Origin of the sequence: Chroogloeocystis siderophila 5.2 s.c.1 (genome assembly GCF_001904655.1) — a bacterium.
GTDB lineage: Bacteria > Cyanobacteriota > Cyanobacteriia > Cyanobacteriales > Chroococcidiopsidaceae > Chroogloeocystis > Chroogloeocystis siderophila.
Genome location: NZ_MRCC01000008.1, coordinates 74,510 through 89,745 on the forward strand (window position 1 = coordinate 74,510; position 15,236 = coordinate 89,745).

The 15,236-nt window shown below is 43.4% G+C and carries 15 protein-coding genes and 1 pseudogene; 5 read left to right on the forward strand and 11 right to left on the reverse strand.

Annotated elements, in window-relative coordinates; all coding sequences use genetic code 11:
• The first annotated feature begins 5 nt into the window (after window positions 1–5).
• A complete protein-coding gene (locus NIES1031_RS11145; protein WP_073549468.1) occupies window positions 6–1,412 on the forward strand; it encodes a di-heme oxidoreductase family protein in 1,407 nt (468 codons plus the stop codon).
• An 18-nt stretch (window positions 1,413–1,430) separates the two neighbouring features.
• On the opposite strand, the gene dnaB is transcribed toward NIES1031_RS11145, so the two are convergent.
• The 8 genes from dnaB to NIES1031_RS11185 all read right to left on the reverse strand — a co-directional run bounded on the left by dnaB (window position 1,431) and on the right by NIES1031_RS11185 (window position 9,184).
• Complete coding sequence (gene dnaB, locus NIES1031_RS11150) at window positions 1,431–2,786, reverse strand: replicative DNA helicase (protein WP_073549469.1); 1,356 nt, start codon at window positions 2,784–2,786, stop codon at window positions 1,431–1,433.
• Between the two features lie 347 nt (window positions 2,787–3,133).
• Window positions 3,134–3,592 carry a 50S ribosomal protein L9 gene (gene rplI, locus NIES1031_RS11155; RefSeq protein WP_073549470.1) on the reverse strand — a complete coding sequence of 153 codons (459 nt, stop codon included), beginning with the start codon at window positions 3,590–3,592 and terminating at the stop codon, window positions 3,134–3,136.
• 232 nt (window positions 3,593–3,824) lie between these two features.
• Window positions 3,825–4,598 (reverse strand): hydroxyacylglutathione hydrolase, encoded by a 774-nt coding sequence (gloB, locus tag NIES1031_RS11160; RefSeq protein ID WP_073549471.1) that lies wholly within the window; start codon window positions 4,596–4,598, stop codon window positions 3,825–3,827.
• Window positions 4,599–4,918: 320 nt separating this feature from the next.
• On the reverse strand, window positions 4,919–5,737 hold the full coding sequence (locus NIES1031_RS11165; RefSeq protein WP_073549596.1) for a TlyA family RNA methyltransferase: 819 nt from the start codon (window positions 5,735–5,737) through the stop codon (window positions 4,919–4,921).
• Between the two features lie 57 nt (window positions 5,738–5,794).
• The gene (locus NIES1031_RS11170; protein ID WP_015189381.1) at window positions 5,795–6,001 is read right to left on the reverse strand and encodes a hypothetical protein; all 207 of its coding nucleotides are present in this window, start codon (window positions 5,999–6,001) and stop codon (window positions 5,795–5,797) included.
• A gap of 192 nt (window positions 6,002–6,193) precedes the next feature.
• A complete protein-coding gene (locus tag NIES1031_RS11175) occupies window positions 6,194–8,032 on the reverse strand; it encodes an ABC transporter ATP-binding protein (protein ID WP_073549472.1) in 1,839 nt (612 codons plus the stop codon).
• 65 nt (window positions 8,033–8,097) lie between these two features.
• Entirely contained in the window at window positions 8,098–8,481 is a 384-nt protein-coding gene (locus NIES1031_RS11180; RefSeq protein WP_073549473.1) for a hypothetical protein, read from the reverse strand.
• A 46-nt stretch (window positions 8,482–8,527) separates the two neighbouring features.
• Window positions 8,528–9,184: a hypothetical protein gene (locus NIES1031_RS11185; RefSeq protein WP_073549474.1), complete on the reverse strand. Its 657-nt coding sequence runs from the start codon at window positions 9,182–9,184 to the stop codon at window positions 8,528–8,530.
• A 139-nt stretch (window positions 9,185–9,323) separates the two neighbouring features.
• On the opposite strand from NIES1031_RS11185, the gene NIES1031_RS11190 reads away from it, so the two are divergent.
• The 3 genes from NIES1031_RS11190 to NIES1031_RS24330 all read left to right on the forward strand — a co-directional run bounded on the left by NIES1031_RS11190 (window position 9,324) and on the right by NIES1031_RS24330 (window position 10,416).
• On the forward strand, window positions 9,324–9,995 hold the full coding sequence (locus tag NIES1031_RS11190; RefSeq protein WP_073549475.1) for an SDR family oxidoreductase: 672 nt from the start codon (window positions 9,324–9,326) through the stop codon (window positions 9,993–9,995).
• 152 nt (window positions 9,996–10,147) lie between these two features.
• Complete coding sequence (gene petN, locus NIES1031_RS11195; RefSeq protein ID WP_015189376.1) at window positions 10,148–10,237, forward strand: cytochrome b6-f complex subunit PetN; 90 nt, start codon at window positions 10,148–10,150, stop codon at window positions 10,235–10,237.
• An 8-nt stretch (window positions 10,238–10,245) separates the two neighbouring features.
• Window positions 10,246–10,416 (forward strand): hypothetical protein, encoded by a 171-nt coding sequence (locus tag NIES1031_RS24330; protein WP_178378110.1) that lies wholly within the window; start codon window positions 10,246–10,248, stop codon window positions 10,414–10,416.
• A 34-nt stretch (window positions 10,417–10,450) separates the two neighbouring features.
• Here NIES1031_RS24330 and NIES1031_RS11200 read toward each other — a convergent pair whose 3' ends face one another.
• Complete coding sequence (locus tag NIES1031_RS11200) at window positions 10,451–12,025, reverse strand: alkaline phosphatase D family protein (RefSeq protein ID WP_073549476.1); 1,575 nt, start codon at window positions 12,023–12,025, stop codon at window positions 10,451–10,453.
• Window positions 12,026–12,304: 279 nt separating this feature from the next.
• Here NIES1031_RS11200 and NIES1031_RS11205 point away from each other — a divergent pair.
• Window positions 12,305–13,114, forward strand: a pseudogene (locus NIES1031_RS11205) (DUF3800 domain-containing protein).
• A 367-nt stretch (window positions 13,115–13,481) separates the two neighbouring features.
• Here the strand turns inward: NIES1031_RS11205 and NIES1031_RS11210 are convergent.
• Window positions 13,482–14,876, reverse strand: a complete 1,395-nt coding sequence (locus tag NIES1031_RS11210) for an NAD(P)(+) transhydrogenase (Re/Si-specific) subunit beta (protein ID WP_073549477.1) — start codon at window positions 14,874–14,876, stop codon at window positions 13,482–13,484.
• The gene (locus tag NIES1031_RS11215; RefSeq protein ID WP_015189371.1) at window positions 14,873–15,166 is read right to left on the reverse strand and encodes an NAD(P) transhydrogenase subunit alpha part 2; all 294 of its coding nucleotides are present in this window, start codon (window positions 15,164–15,166) and stop codon (window positions 14,873–14,875) included. The genes NIES1031_RS11210 and NIES1031_RS11215 overlap by 4 nt, the downstream gene beginning before the upstream one ends.
• Between the last annotated feature and the right edge of the window lie 70 nt (window positions 15,167–15,236).

Sequence of the window (15,236 nt, forward strand, 5' to 3'; positions counted from 1 at the left end):
AAAGTATGAACTCCTCACTGCATATTCACAGAAAACAACTAAAATTTTTGGTAATTTTTGCTGTAGCGATCGCCGCAGGAATTTCTTTATCAATTTTCTGGGGTCAAGATTGGTCTTTACCGCCGCCAATGGCGGGAGGCGCAACAACAGTCATCAATCGCACTTCGCGTGGTTTTGAACAGCCAGCACCAAATTTAAGTGAAGCTGAATTAAAAGATCATTTAGAAGGCGATCGCGCATTTGAGGCGGTTTTTGTCACGCCGCCAGCGCCTGTTAATTCAGGATTGGGACCATTATTTAACAATGCTTCTTGTGCAGGTTGTCACATCCGTGATGGAAGAGGAATGCCTGTGAAAGGACAAATGCTTGTCCGAGTCAGTTTACCACCAGGATACCCCACGACTAGCGAACAACAAGAGGTTATCTTTGAATCGCATCCTGAAGCATCAGTTACTTTAGGAAATGCACCACCTGTTCCAGGAATTGGTACGCAAATTCAGGATCAAGCTGTTTATGGTTATCAACCCGAAGCCGAAGTAGAAGTTTCGTGGCAAAAGTCTTTTGGTAACTATGCAGACGGGACAACCTACGAACTGCGATCACCTGTTGCTCGAATCACACTTCCTAACGGGAAACCCTTACCACCACAAGTTTTAACCTCACTGCGGATTCCGACACCAATATTTGGTCGCGGTTTACTCGAAGCGATCGCGGACAAAACCATCTTAGCTTTAGCTGATCCAGAAGATAGCAATAAAGATGGCATTTCTGGTCGTCCGAACATGGTATGGGATATAACTACCCAAAAAGTAGTGTTAGGTCGTTTTGGGCATAAAGCTAATATTCCCAATCTTCTGCAACAGACCGCCTCTGCTTATGTCAATGATATGGGTGTGACTAATCCTTTATTTCCTGAAAAAGATGGCTCTAGTGATATTGACGATCGCACTCTCAATACAGCAACCTTTTATACACAAACACTAGCTGTTCCTGCTCGTACAATGGTAGACGATCCGATAGTCAAGCAGGGTGAAAAATTATTTAATCAAGCCAATTGTGCTGCGTGTCATGTGGCAGAATTACGTACTACAAACTATAAAATTCCTGCTTTAGCACATCAAACAATCTATCCTTATAGCGATTTGTTGTTACACGATATGGGGTCAGAATTAGCTGATCGTAGACCAGATTTTGCTGCAACAGGAACAGAATGGCGCACGCCACCCTTGTGGGGTTTAGGCTTGACTCAAACTGTATTACCTTATTCTGGCTATTTACATGATGGTCGGGCGCGGACATTAGCAGAAGCTATTTTATGGCATGGAGGAGAAGCTGCACAATCAAAAGAGATGTTTAAAAAGATGTCTCAAAGCGATCGCGATGCTTTAATTCGATTCTTAAATTCTCTGTAACTCACAAAAACTTCAATATTAGTAACTTGGAGGCTTGGCTAAATTCTTAAACTTCGTGAATTGCGGGTCAAATAATAATTTGACAGTACCTGTAGGCCCATTACGGTGTTTTGCTGCAATCACTTCAGCAATGCCGCGATCAGGAGTATCGCTATTGTAGTAATCATCGCGATAAATCATTAAAACGAGATCCGCGTCTTGTTCTAACGAGCCAGATTCGCGTAAGTCGGAGAGTAAGGGTCGCTTATTTGTACGTGCTTCTACTTGACGACTTAATTGCGATAGCGCAATTACGGGAACTTTGAGTTCTCTTGCCATACCTTTAAGCGATCGCGTAATCCGCGATAACTCTTGAACGCGGTTGTCGCTACTACTACCTTCCATCAGTTGTAAGTAGTCGATTAAAATCAAGGCTAATTCGGTTCCTTTTTCAGCTTGCAACCGTCGGGCTTGCGATCGCATTTCCATCACCGTCATATTTGCGGTGTCGTCGATATAAATCGGTAATTCAGATAAATTGCCAAACGCACGACTTAATTGTTCCCACTCGTTTTGGCTAATACGTCCCGCGCGCATCCGATGACTTTCGATTCCGGCTTCGCTGGCTAAGAGTCGTTGCACTAATTGCTCTTTAGACATCTCCAGGCTAAAAACCGCGACAGATTGTTCGTAGCGAGCCGCTATATTTTTAGCAATATTCAGTGCTAGCGCCGTTTTCCCCATTGCTGGGCGTCCTGCAAGGATAACTAAATCAGAACGTTGGAAACCACCGGTAAGCGCGTCAAGGTCGTAAAAATCGCACAATAGTCCTGGTAGAGTTTGTCCTTGGTCGCGACTTTCGAGTTCCTGAAAAGTATCAATCAGCGTATCTGAAATCGAGACAAGACCTTTTTGCGGACGTTCTTGCGTAATGCTGAAAACTTTTTGCTCTGCACGGTCTAAAACTGTTGCTAACTCAACATCAGTTTGATAGCCTAGCTGGACAATTTCATTACCCGATTCAATCAACTTGCGCCGCAGAAATTTGTCCATGACTAGCATTGCTAGGACATCAATATTAACGGCTGATACGGTGCGGTCTACAAGTTGGGTAAGTTTGCTTCTCCCGCCGATCCGAGATAGTAAATCGTGGTCTGCTAACCATGCGGATAGACTGAGAAGATCCGTCGGTTTTCCCTGCTGGTGGAGTCTGAGGGCGGCTTCGTAAATTTCCCTGTGGGCGCTGATGTAAAAAGCTTCTTTGACAAGGCGATCGCTTACACGGCTAATTGCTTCAGGGTCGAGTAAAATCCCTCCTAAAATGGCTTCTTCGGCATCAATATTCTGTGGAGGTAAGCTGCCGATATTATCTTGAAAACTCAGTTGTTGAGTCATAGAGCAGAGGTCAGAGGTCAGAGGTTAGGGTTAGGGCAATGAAGAATTAAATCCTGTATCTATTATCGCTTTTTCCGCTTGCCCTGATTGTCCTGCTTAGGAAGACACACTACACCCTTATGATATGAATAGCCTTGGTGACTGAAGTCGCGGCTTGATAGACTAAGTCTACCTCCGTGGGCTAATACCATTTCAAGTTATGGTGCTCCAATCAGGTAGCAAGCGAGCAGAGATGCTTCAAGTGCAGGGGAGAAAATGCCTGTATTTCTCATTTAATAACGCGCTTCGCAGACCTTCGGTTCAAACATTACCCCCCGATCTCTGACCTTTGATCCCTAACCTCTTCTTCATTCTGGTACAACCTGAATTAGGATTTCTGCTGTTACCTCTGGATGAAGTTTAATTTCAGCGGTGTAAGTACCTGTTTTACTGATATCTGGTAAAGTTATCCCGCGCCGATCTACTTCTTGACCGATTGCTGCTTGAACTAAGGCCGCGACTTCAGGAGCGGTTACAGTACCAAAAATAGCGTCTTTTTCACCAACTTGCTTCGCGATTGTGAATTGCCCTACTTTATCTAATGCTGCTTTTTGAGTTAGGGCTTGTTGACGTAATTCTTCTTGACGCTGACGTTCTTTTTCGCGTCGGCGCTCAACTTGCTTGAGAATCCCTGGAGTTGCTTGCATTGCGAGATTTTGGGGAAGCAAATAGTTGCGAGCGTAACCTGGTGCAACTTCTACTAAATCTCCAGATTTTCCTAGCTTGCTAACATCCTGATTGAGAACTAATTGCACGCGTTTTGCCATGGTCTTTCCTGTAGTGGTTGAATTATGTTGGTATCGTTGCGAATGTTTATTTAAAAAATTGATCAGAATCTATAATCGTAACGAAATATAGCAAGCAATCGCAACCGTATATCTTACTACGTCTGGTTAATCGATAGCAATAGGATCGTATTCATGCAAAATGTCTTTCAAACGATGAAGATATCAGGAGTAATCGATCTAAAACAGCAAAGCTTTCTCTGCCTTTCTTCACTCAGAACTGATCTTTCATTCCGCGCAAGCGTGCAAAAGTTTGTAGTGGATCGTTGCTTTGTACTGCTGACTGTAACTCAGGTTGATTCCAGCGTAGAAAGGGATTTGTACGCTTTTCAACGTTCAACATCGAAGGTATTGTAGCTTCCAAACGATTGCGTGCTGCTTTGACTATTTCATAACGAGCTTGTAATTCGGGATTTCCACCATCCACTGTCAGCGCAAATTGCAAGTTCTTTAAAGTATATTCGTGGGCGCACCACACGCGCGTATTGTCTGGTAAAGCTCTTAATTTTGTCAAAGAATCGAGCATTTGTGCGGGAGTTCCTTCAAATAAGCGACCGCATCCCCCTGCAAATAATGTATCGCCGCAAAACAAATCTCCGTTAGTGTCTGGTGTTTCTGGCGGGAAGTAGTAAGCAATATGTGCGCGAGTGTGTCCTGGGACAAAAATAACTTCAGCGCTGCGATCGCCAAAGTCAACGCGATCGCCTTCTTTTAAGAAAACTTGCTGTCCTGGTATTCTGCCGCGATCTTTCTCGCCACCATACACTGTAACACTTCCAAAACGCTGAATTAACTTGCGATTACCACCTACATGATCGTTATGATGATGCGTGTTAAAAATTGCTACTAACTCTGCGTCTAGTTGCTCTAGCTGTTCTAGTACTGGTTCTGCTTCTGCTGGGTCTACAACCGCAGCTATATTTTGCATGGGTTCATGCAGCAAAAAAATGTAATTATCATAAAGTGCCGAAATTCTGATGACTTCCATTGCTTGTGCTTCTACTGCTCTTTAAACTAATAACTTAATCTGAATAATTTTTCTTGAATAAAAATACTTAATTAAGAATCTAAATATTTTACTAACTTATACCCACTCCTAATGACTAAACATCATCATAAGTGAGGATTAGAGATGTGCCAAAAGTATTACTGTAATTTACTGAAAATTGCAATTTTTCAAGGATTACCAGAAAACTAAAATTGACTTAAAATCTCTTTGAAATATTCCAGTTTCATGACGATATTGTTCGCACTCAGTAGCTATGCAACGACGCTGTTTTAATTTGTGTATAAGATTTAGAAATGAGTTTACTTAGTGGCGAATTGTTCGCGGACTGTTTGGGCAAACTGAATAATCTGAGGAAAATCAGGGGCTGAGGTGTGACTACTCATTCCTAACCATAATAAGTATTCAATATTACCAGCGGGACCTAGCAACGGCGAGACGGTTAAGCCTCGATATTGCCAACTCATTTGTTGTGCGGCTTGTAATACTTGAAATATTGCCTTAGCTTGGGCTTCTGGATCACGTACTACGCCTTTTTTACCAACGTGCGATCGTCCCGCTTCAAATTGCGGTTTAACGAGTAAAACTGCCTCGCGCGGGGGTTGTAGTAATTCCCACAAAGCAGGTAGAATCTTAGTTAAAGAAATAAAAGATACATCAACTACCGCAAAATCAGCCATAGCGTCACTTTCTTGATATAGTTGCGCTGGTTGCAGATAGCGTAAATTTGTTCGTTCTTTCAAAACAACACGCGGATCGTTGCGTAAACCCCAGTTAACTTGTCCGTAGCCAACATCAATTCCGTAAACGCGTTTTGCTCCAGCTTGTAGGAGACAATCGGTAAAACCGCCAGTCGAGATTCCGCCATCGATGCACACACGCCCAGTGACTGAAATATCAAATTCAGTTAAGGCTTTGAAAAGCTTTTCGCCACCGCGTGAAACATAAGGCGATCGCGCTTTAATATGAACTGCTGCTGTTGTCTCAACCTCAGTACCAGGTTTATCAACGACTTGTTGATTTACAAAAACTTCGCCAGCGCGAATTAAGCGTTGGGCTTGTTGTCTAGAGGAACAAAGTTCTAAATCTACAAGTAGCGTGTCAAGTCGTTGTTTAGCCAAGACGAAATTACAAAGCATTTAGATATAAGCTTTGTCTATTTTAATGCTTATCGATTCCTACCACAGGTTACGATAGATTTCCCCTTCCCAAGTACTACTCCAGTTCGTCCCAAACGGAAATTGCTGCCAATCCATCGTTTCATTAGGAGTAACACGCGTCAACGATATTAACTCCGATTGCATTTGCTCAATAAGATCTTGTTCCGCCGCTGTTAGCAGCACTTCCGCTGATTGATTTGAGTTTTGCGCAGAATTGACCATCATGGCAACATCAAAATACTTGCCATTGATTTTGACGCTAGTTTCGTTAAAATATCGGTCTTCTTAGGAATTCTTTACTTTTTGCTAGTGGCTAGTTGTTAGTGATGAGTGATGAGTTTTGAGTTAAATCGTCTCATTCAGAACTCAACACTCAACAACGAGAACTCATAAGTGTCTATCTTTTCTGCTTCCTCTTCACCTATAACCCGCCGCTTGTAGCGAGAAAAGTCGGGCGTAGCGCCCTTGGGCTTGAAGTAATTCCTCGTGCGTTCCTTGTTCGATTAATTCTCCACCAGAAAGAACAATAATCTTGTCTGCCATACGGACAGTCGAGAAGCGGTGTGAAATTAAAATCGCCATTTTATCTTTACTAAGCGTGCGAAATCGTTGGAAGATTAATACTTCAGCTTCTGCGTCCATGGCTGCGGTAGGTTCATCTAAAACAAGAATATCTGCTTGCGTCCGCATAAAAGCCCGCGACAGCGCAATTTTTTGCCATTGTCCGCCAGAAAGTTCTTGACCGCCTTTGAACCAACGTCCTAACTGCGTGTAAAATTTATCTGCCATTTGCTCGATAAAAGGTTGCGCCATGCCTTTTTCTGCGGCAATATGCCAGTGCGGTTCTTCAACCAAGTGTTGAACATCTCCGACACCAATATTCTCACCGACAGTGAATTGATAGCGGACGAAATTCTGGAAAATCACGCCAATTCGCCGATGCAACACCGCGATATCCCATGCTTGTAAATCTAAGCCATCAAGCAGAATTCGTCCTGAATCTGGAGAGTAAAGGCGCGTTAATAATTTGATTAAAGTCGTTTTTCCCGAACCATTTTCACCAATGATCGCAAGTTTCTCACCTGGTTTGAGATGCAACGACAAGTTTTTCACCGCAGGTTGCAAACTTCCTGGATACGTAAAAGTCACGTTTTCAAACCGAATACCATCTTGCGGTGAGGTTCCTTGGGTAGCGTTACCGCGTGGTGTGGGAATGTCTTGTTCGAGAAACTCATAGAGATTCGATAGATACAATTGATCTTCATACATTCCCCCTAGCGAAGTAAGTGCCGACGAAAACGTTGTTTGTCCTTGGCGAAATACCACGAGATACATCGTCATATCACCAAGTGAAATTCGTCCAGCGATCGCTTCTATCACAATCCAAGCATACGCTGCATAAAACGCCACACTACTAAGTAAACCCAAGATATAACCCCACACGCCTCGGCGTAAAGTTAAATCGCGATCTTCACGGTATAGGCGATTAAAAATATTGTGGTAGCGTTGTAGCAACATTGGTCCTAGTTGATACAACTGCACCTCCATCGCAAAATCTTCACGCGCAATTAAAGTTTCTAAATAATGCTGTTCTCGCGTTTCTGGTGCGCGCCAGCGAAATAAACGAAACGCTTCGCCGGCAAACTTTGTTTCTGCAATAAATGCTGGGATTGCTGTTAAAACGAGTGCTAACAACGCCCACAGCGAAAATTGCAGCAGCAACCCACCGTAGGTAAAGAGTGCAAGACTATCTTGAACAATACCAAATGTGCGACTAACCAGCGACAACGGACGACTTGATGCTTCGCGCCGCGCCCGCGTCATCTTATCGTAGAATTCGGAGTCTTCAAAATGAGCAAGATCTAAGGTTAAAGCTTTTTCTAGAATGAGAATATTAACTCGTTGCCCTAGCAACACTCGTAAAAGCGATTGACAAATACTCAATCCGCGTTGACTACCTGCGAGTAAGGCGACTAGTATGGCTTCTAATGTTAAATAGCCTAATGCGATCGCCCGATTATTTTCTCCTCCTGAGTGCGAGGCGATAACAACCGCATCAACAATCAATTTACCAATGTAGGCGATCGCTGCAGGAAGTAAACCTGCTGTTAAAGTGAAGACTGCAAAAACAACTGTGAGAACGCGGCTAGTTGTCCATACAAGTGCGATAGCCCGTCTACTATAACGAAATATTGCGAATATTTGTCGCAAGCTTTGCTGCAATGGGAGTGCGATTCCCTGCGGATAACTTTTCATCTACGATTCAATACAGGAAACCTCTATTCCCGATCCCTAGCCACTAATTGCTATTCACTATTAACTCAACTTTCCTTTTGCTCGTGGTACTCTGATATGTGCTCGTAAACTTCTTCAGGAAACTGCAAATCTTTGTAAACGTTGCAAGCATCAGGATCGTCAGGATTGGGGCAAATTGGAAAATCTTGCTGTTGTTGCCATTGCAATACTCTTTCGCGGCGTGGGGGATTATAGTTTTTACCTTGCACTTGTTGATAAAGCGATCGCGCGTCTTCTTCACTACAATCGCGGTCTTTTTGTAGATATTCAATTAACTCTTTTTCGCTTAAAAAGTGCCGCGCTACCATCGCAAACACTAATCTACCGTAATGACCAATATCCTTACCCGCGTCTAAAGCATCAAGTAGATGCGCCATCATCTCGCTTTTGCGTAAATCTGCAACTGCCATAATTTGTGATGTTCTCCCTGACTTCTATTTTAATAGTACGCAAGTACTAAATCGATGCAACGGTATCAGGTAAAGGCGGACGCCAGCAAAGGTAAGCAAGCGGACCAAATAAAGGAATAAGCGCAAATACCCAGAAAAGTTGTGAATTGCTAGAATAACCGCGACGCGCCATATCGTCACCAAGTACGGTAGGAAACAACGCCGCAAACACACAAAACGCTAGACTCATACCATGAATAAAGCGATCGCCCAAAAATTGCTGCACAAAATCTCCCCAATCGCCAGCAACTAAACCAAAAGCGACTAAACCAAGCGTAAATATCGTCACAGCGACACCAGTACTACGCGAGTCTAGTAGTTGTAACCAAGGATCTTTCGCACCAGTAAATTCTTGATTCGCCTCGCGTAAGGCTAAGTAAGGAATTAATCCGATCACACCTGTACCAACTGACGCCAGTGCAAAAGCCCAAAACGGAATCTTCTGCATTCTGCCATCAATAAATAATAGACAGCTATAAATGAATATCCAAACACCAATGAGCGAAAACAACGATAAAATGACTGGATTTACCTTTGTCCACTGCAACGTCAGAATGTTGATTAACAGTGTTAAGGTTTCTTGTAGATGCAGTGGTGGTGCAAAAAACAGCACATAGATAATGAACGCTGCCCAAAGCCCCCACAAAACAATTTTTCTACTCATAAGTACGCGCGTGAAATAAACATAACTTTAAGATTAATAATTAGTAGCGATTAGTGTCTGTGTAGCTAAATAGCTAATTACCAAGTGCTAAAAGCTTTCCTAGTACCCATTACCCAACAAAGGAGAGAATTAACACAGCATGATAAATCCATCCTACATTTTTCTAGCGGGAGCCAGCCGTGGCGTTGGTCGAGAAATTGCGCATTGCTTAACACAACAAAAATTAAAGGTAAAAGCTTTACTGCGCAGCGAGGCGACTCGTACAGATTTAGAAGCAATGGGAATTGAAGTTGTTTTAGGCGACGCGTTACGTATCAGTGATGTAGAAAGTGCAATAACACAAGGAATCACAGCAGTTATTAGTACGATTGGTGGTTTACCCAAAGATGGCGATCGCGCAGACTATTTAGGCAATAAAAACCTCATCGATGCAGCCGTCAAAGCCGGAGTACAGAAATTTATTTTAGTTTCTTCGATTGGTAGCGGTGATAGCGCGCAAGCTTTACCACCTCAAGCTTTGGCGACATTAGGTTCTGTATTAGCTGAAAAGGAAAAAGCTGAACAGCATTTGATCAACAGTGGACTGACGTATACAATCATTCGCCCAGGTGGTTTAAAATCAGAACCCGCAACAGGCGATGGCGTTCTTACTGAAGATCCGCGCGTTGCTGGGACAATTCACCGCGCTGATGTCGCGCAACTTGTCTGTCGCTGTCTCAATTCGGAAAAGGCGAATAATAAAATTCTATCCGCTGTTGATCGCCAAATGATGTACGGTCAACCTGATTTTGTCGAATTTGATGTTAGCTGAGTGATTGAAATCGCCGCTACACAACCGAAACCTATGAAGATAGGTTTCTTCAATACGAGTAGTGCCCTGACTCTGATCTTCCATCTCTGCTACGGTGACGATCTTGCAGTATGATAAATTTTAAGACTGATTTACTTGCTTAATACACGGCTATGGAAATTTTGACACTTGGTTGGGTTACGCTGCTTGTTACGTTCACATGGTCAATTGCAATGGTAGTTTGGGGTCGTAACGGACTGTAAAAGCTCAAGTGGAAACGACAGCACTTAATGTTCTGGTTTTAGTCGCCTTTGGGTTACTCGTTGCAGTGACCGGAGGTGTTTTGTACTTAACAGCGGCTGATTGGCGCGATCGCCGTCGCCAAGACAAAGAAAATCGCGAAAACCGCACCTCAGGTAGATACAAACGCAAAAAGGGGTAAAGCATTGCCTTACCCTCTTGACAAGATATTATCTTTATGCATTCTGAGCGCCTGGTTGTCCATTTTCGACAATGAACGACGCTAGCGTACTCGCTGGAGCTTGTGGATCGAGAATTGATGAAACAACTCGATAATCGCTACGCCATTGTTTAGGTGTAAGTTGACAGCGAACGTAGCCGCGAAAAGCACCATCAAAGAATTTTGTATGTGGATTATTGGCTAAAGCTGCGGTGACTGGGGCAATAAACTGTGCAGGAAAATCCGAAGTAATCGAAGTCCCGACAAATTCTGTACCAATAGTAGGTGAAGCAGGATTGCTAAAGTCGGCTTTGAGGTCGTGTACCCAGCTAGAGTGAATGTCACCTGTAATCACAACAGGGTTAGCAACTTTGCGCTGTTGGATGAAGTTAAATAGGCGATCGCGTGCGGCAACGTAGCCATCCCATTGATCGAGGTTAAACGTTTCACTATCTGAACGCGCATCAAAGTCAAATTGAGCCATCATTGTTTGTTGCGCAATCACATTCCAACGCGCGGATGAGCGCTCTAATCCTTGAAATAACCAGCGTTCTTGCTCTTTGCCCGTCATCGTCGCCTTTTCTGCCAAAGCCTCTGCGCATCGAGGTTTTAAGCCATCTCCACACGGCTGATCGCTGCGGTATTGGCGAGTATCTAGTACAAAGAATTCAGCTAATTCACCAAAAGTCAAACGCCGATAAAGTTGCATATTTGGACCTTTGGGCAAGGAAGATAAACGCAATGGCATATGCTCATAATAAGCTTGGTAAGCATTGGCACGACGTTTAATAAATTCTTCGCGCGTTTGATCGTCTTCGGGAATCAAGTTCGCATAATTATTCTCAACTTCGTGATCGTCCCAAGTCACAATCCAAGGAAACTTTGCATGAACCGCTTGCAAATGAAATCCGGTTTTGTACAAAGCATGACGGTTGCGGTAATCTGCAAGACTGATAATTTCAGGACTGTTGTGTTGGCGTGGTTTGCTCAAATCAGGTCCGTATTCGTAGATATAATCGCCAAGATGCACGACAAAATCGAGTTCTTCTCGCGCCATGTTGCGGTAGGCAGAATAAAAGCCATTTTGCCAATCTTGACATGAAGCAAATGCAAAAGTCAGTTTTTGTAAGCGATCGCCTCTTGCGGGTGCAGTGCGCGTTCTCCCGATGCGACTTGTATCGTTACCTGCTTTGAATTGATACCAATACCAGCGATTTGGTTCTAAACCTTGCACTTCGACATGAACCGAATGCGCAAGTTCGGGAGTTGCGATCGCTGTTCCTTTTTGGACAACTTGCTGCATCTTTGGATCTCGTGCTATTTGCCAGCGCACTTCAACGTTTTGGTTTGGCATTCCGCCACCGTTGAGTGGTTGAGGCGCTAACCGCGTCCAAATGACAAAACCATCGGGTAACGGTTCTCCCGAAGCAACACCGAGTTTAAACGGATAATCAGAAAACTTTGGTTGCGCAACGACTCGCCGCGAAAATTGACTCGCGATCGCCAAACTTGTTAATGCACTCACACCCATCAGCAAGCGCCGCCGCTGCATCCCAGTTAACAGCAAACGCTCCACATCCCAAGCAGCCATATAAATCCTCTAGATATCTTCTTGAAAGAAAGTCGGGTAACTCAAAAAAATCAAAATTTTAATAAATTCACCAAACTTCTTTTGAGTAAAAGACTCTTCCAAAAGATATCAATTGATAATTAACTGCTGTTCAAGCTAGCGTTAAACTTGTTTTAAGCTAAAATGTTGCTTTGAAAAGAATCACAGTTCGGCTTTTTATGCGTTTTATCAAGAACGTTTCTGTTTTTATAGCTCTTTTTGAGTATGAAACAAAAGAGATTTTTTACTATTTCTTAGTTTATGAAATTAGAGTACAGTGAATTTGCATTATATCTAGATGATTCAGGTAGCCCCAAGCCCGATCCGAAAGATCCACATCCTTTTTTTGGGATGGGTGGTGTTTTAATAAATAGAGGACATGAACGGATTATTGAAACGTTAGTATTAGAGTTTAAACAGCGATGGAATATTGGTCTAGATATACCTTTGCATGGAAGTGAAATACGTTCTAGAAAGAACAACTACAAATAGCTAGGAAATCTTTCAGAAGTAGACTATCAACAATTCATGGAGGACTTAACTAATACAATCGTTCGTTGTCCTATTATTGTTCATGCGTGTGTTGTATCTCGTCATGGTTATCTAAAACGCTATTTAGAAAAGTATGGCGAGGATACATGGAAGATGATGAAAAGTGCCTTCACTATTTTAGTAGAACGTGCAGCTAAGTATGTAGCAGCCAAAAATGGTACATTAATGGTTTATTTTGAAGCTGCTGGCAAACGAGAAGATAGACTCATCAAATCCTATTTTAATGACTTGCGCTCTCAAGGACACCCTTTTGATACCGTTCGAGCTAACAAATATTCCCCGCTATGTGCTAACGACTTTTCATCCCTACTACGTGGAATCGATAGTAAAAAAAAGAACAATGCAGTGATGCAAATTGCTGACTTATGTTTATATCCTGTTGTTAGTAGCAAAACTAAGCCAAATAACCAAGCGCTTTTAAGCCTCAAAACAGCTAATTTACTAGTAGATTGTAATTTAGAACCTAATCTTGTAGATAATTTAGGAGTTAAATACTACTGCTTTGACGATAAGCCGTAAAAACAACAAAACCGCCTCGAAGTGCGGTAGTGGTGCGGCGGTCTACGACCACCCCTAGGCTGTGCCTATTTATAAATATAAGTTTTAATCAACTTTTTGTCAACTACCGCTAGCCTGTATAGTTACATACAAAAATAACTAACGGTAATTCTACTTAAATAAAATAACTTGCCTCAAGAGCATTAATTTCTTAAAGCAAGCTTATGCATTTGTTAGTTGTGATTAATAGAAGCTAAGCAGTGGTATTAATTCCACTCCCAGCCTTGCAATTTTAGAGAGAATTGGAGAGCCACTGCGGTGCGGGGTGTCCCCCCGTTGAAGCAAGTGGCGTGGATTTAGGGGACACCGTCGTTGTGATTGAGGTAACCTAAAGCTGCTTCACTTCAGAAACCAACTTCGCGACGACATCTTTCGCACTGCCAAAGAGCATCATTGTTTTATCTTTGTAAAACAAATCGTTATCAACCCCAGCAAAGCCAGTACTCATCCCTCGCTTAATGACGATTGTGTGCTTAGCGCGATCGACTTCTAAAATTGGCATTCCATAAATTGGGCTAGCAGCATCGCTACGCGCGGCGGGATTCACGACATCATTTGCCCCAATGACTAACGCGACATCGGTTTGCTCAAACTGGGGATTGATATCATCCATGTCGTACAACTGCGGATATGGTACGTTTGCCTCGGCGAGTAACACATTCATATGTCCTGGCATTCTTCCTGCAACGGGGTGAATTGCATACTTAACCTCCACGCCCATTTTTTCGAGTTGATCTGCCAATTCACGAACGCTGTGCTGTGCTTGCGCGACTGCCATACCGTAGCCAGGAACAATCACTACCGATCGCGCATAACCTAACATCATTGCGCCTTCTTCGGGATCAATGCTGTGGACAGTTTTATCTTCTGTACCACTACCACCAGAGACGCCCGCCTTACCAAACGAGCCGAACAAGACGCTTGCCAATGAGCGGTTCATTGCCTTACACATGATCTGCGTCAAAATCAATCCCGATGCGCCTACTAAAGCACCCGCGATGATTAGCATATTGTTCATCACGACAAAACCAGCCGCACTCGCCGCTAAACCTGATAATGAGTTCAACAGCGAAATCACGACTGGCATATCGCCGCCACCAATCGGTAAGACAAATAGCACGCCGAGGAGCAAGGAAATTCCTGCTACTGCTAAGAATATTGGTAAATTTTCGGGGGAGACTAATAAATATCCGCTACCAACAACAAAACCAACTAAAAGTAAGGCATTAATCGGTTGCTGTAGGGGAAATGTCACGGGAGAACCGCTGATTAAACCTTGCAACTTAGCAAAGGCAATCATACTACCAGTAAACGTGACGCCACCGATAAACACATCCAACAGCATCGAGACGTTGGCATCAAGAGGGATGGCTTGCGATGTTCCCCTCAATCGCCAAAACTCAGCGACGGCGACAAGCGCAGAAGCCGCGCCACCAAGTCCGTTCAACAAGCCTACCATTTGTGGCATCGCGGTCATGGCAACTTTTTGCGCCGCGATCGCCCCAATCAACGAACCAACTGCTAACCCGACTAAGATCATTTCATAGCTCAGCACCTGCCGATCGAGCAGCGTTGCTACAACCGCAAGCAACATCCCGACTGCGGCTAAGAAATTACCTTGACGCGCGGTAGCAGGCGAACCTAATTTCTTTAAACCGACGATAAATAACGAAGCCGCGACTAAATAACTTAACTGAATTCCTGTTGGTAGAAAGTCACTCACGCTTTCACCTCTTTTTTCTTAAACATTTGCAACATCCGATCTGTTACTAGAAAACCACCTACAACGTTGATGGTTGCTAGCACAACGGCGATTAAGCCTAAAATTACCGATACGCTTCCTTCATTGGCACCTGAAACTAGAATCGCGCCGATTACCGCAATGCCTGAAATTGCATTCGCGCCAGACATCAAAGGTGTATGTAGTGTTGGTGGGACTTTATTGATCACCTCAAATCCCGTAAAAGATGCCAAAACAAATACAAACAAAGCGGCAAGTAATGCTTCTGTCATTGAAAACTCTCCTAATTTGATTTGGTAATTGGTAATTGCTTTTACGACCTATTACCGATTCCTGATCGCC

Bases quoted from the DNA above. Each gene is read 5' to 3' on its own strand.
- petN (WP_015189376.1), top strand. From the start codon at position 10,148: ATGGAAATTTTGACACTTGGTTGGGTTACGCTGCTTGTTACGTTCACA.
- NIES1031_RS11200 (WP_073549476.1), bottom strand. From the start codon at position 12,025: ATGGCTGCTTGGGATGTGGAGCGTTTGCTGTTAACTGGGATGCAGCGG.
- dnaB (WP_073549469.1), bottom strand. From the start codon at position 2,786: ATGACTCAACAACTGAGTTTTCAAGATAATATCGGCAGCTTACCTCCA.
- NIES1031_RS11215 (WP_015189371.1), bottom strand. From the start codon at position 15,166: ATGACAGAAGCATTACTTGCCGCTTTGTTTGTATTTGTTTTGGCATCT.
- NIES1031_RS11190 (WP_073549475.1), top strand. From the start codon at position 9,324: ATGATAAATCCATCCTACATTTTTCTAGCGGGAGCCAGCCGTGGCGTT.
- NIES1031_RS11145 (WP_073549468.1), top strand. From the start codon at position 6: ATGAACTCCTCACTGCATATTCACAGAAAACAACTAAAATTTTTGGTA.
- NIES1031_RS11185 (WP_073549474.1), bottom strand. From the start codon at position 9,184: ATGAGTAGAAAAATTGTTTTGTGGGGGCTTTGGGCAGCGTTCATTATC.
- NIES1031_RS11170 (WP_015189381.1), bottom strand. From the start codon at position 6,001: ATGATGGTCAATTCTGCGCAAAACTCAAATCAATCAGCGGAAGTGCTG.
- rplI (WP_073549470.1), bottom strand. From the start codon at position 3,592: ATGGCAAAACGCGTGCAATTAGTTCTCAATCAGGATGTTAGCAAGCTA.
- gloB (WP_073549471.1), bottom strand. From the start codon at position 4,598: ATGGAAGTCATCAGAATTTCGGCACTTTATGATAATTACATTTTTTTG.
- NIES1031_RS11180 (WP_073549473.1), bottom strand. From the start codon at position 8,481: ATGGCAGTTGCAGATTTACGCAAAAGCGAGATGATGGCGCATCTACTT.
- NIES1031_RS11175 (WP_073549472.1), bottom strand. From the start codon at position 8,032: ATGAAAAGTTATCCGCAGGGAATCGCACTCCCATTGCAGCAAAGCTTG.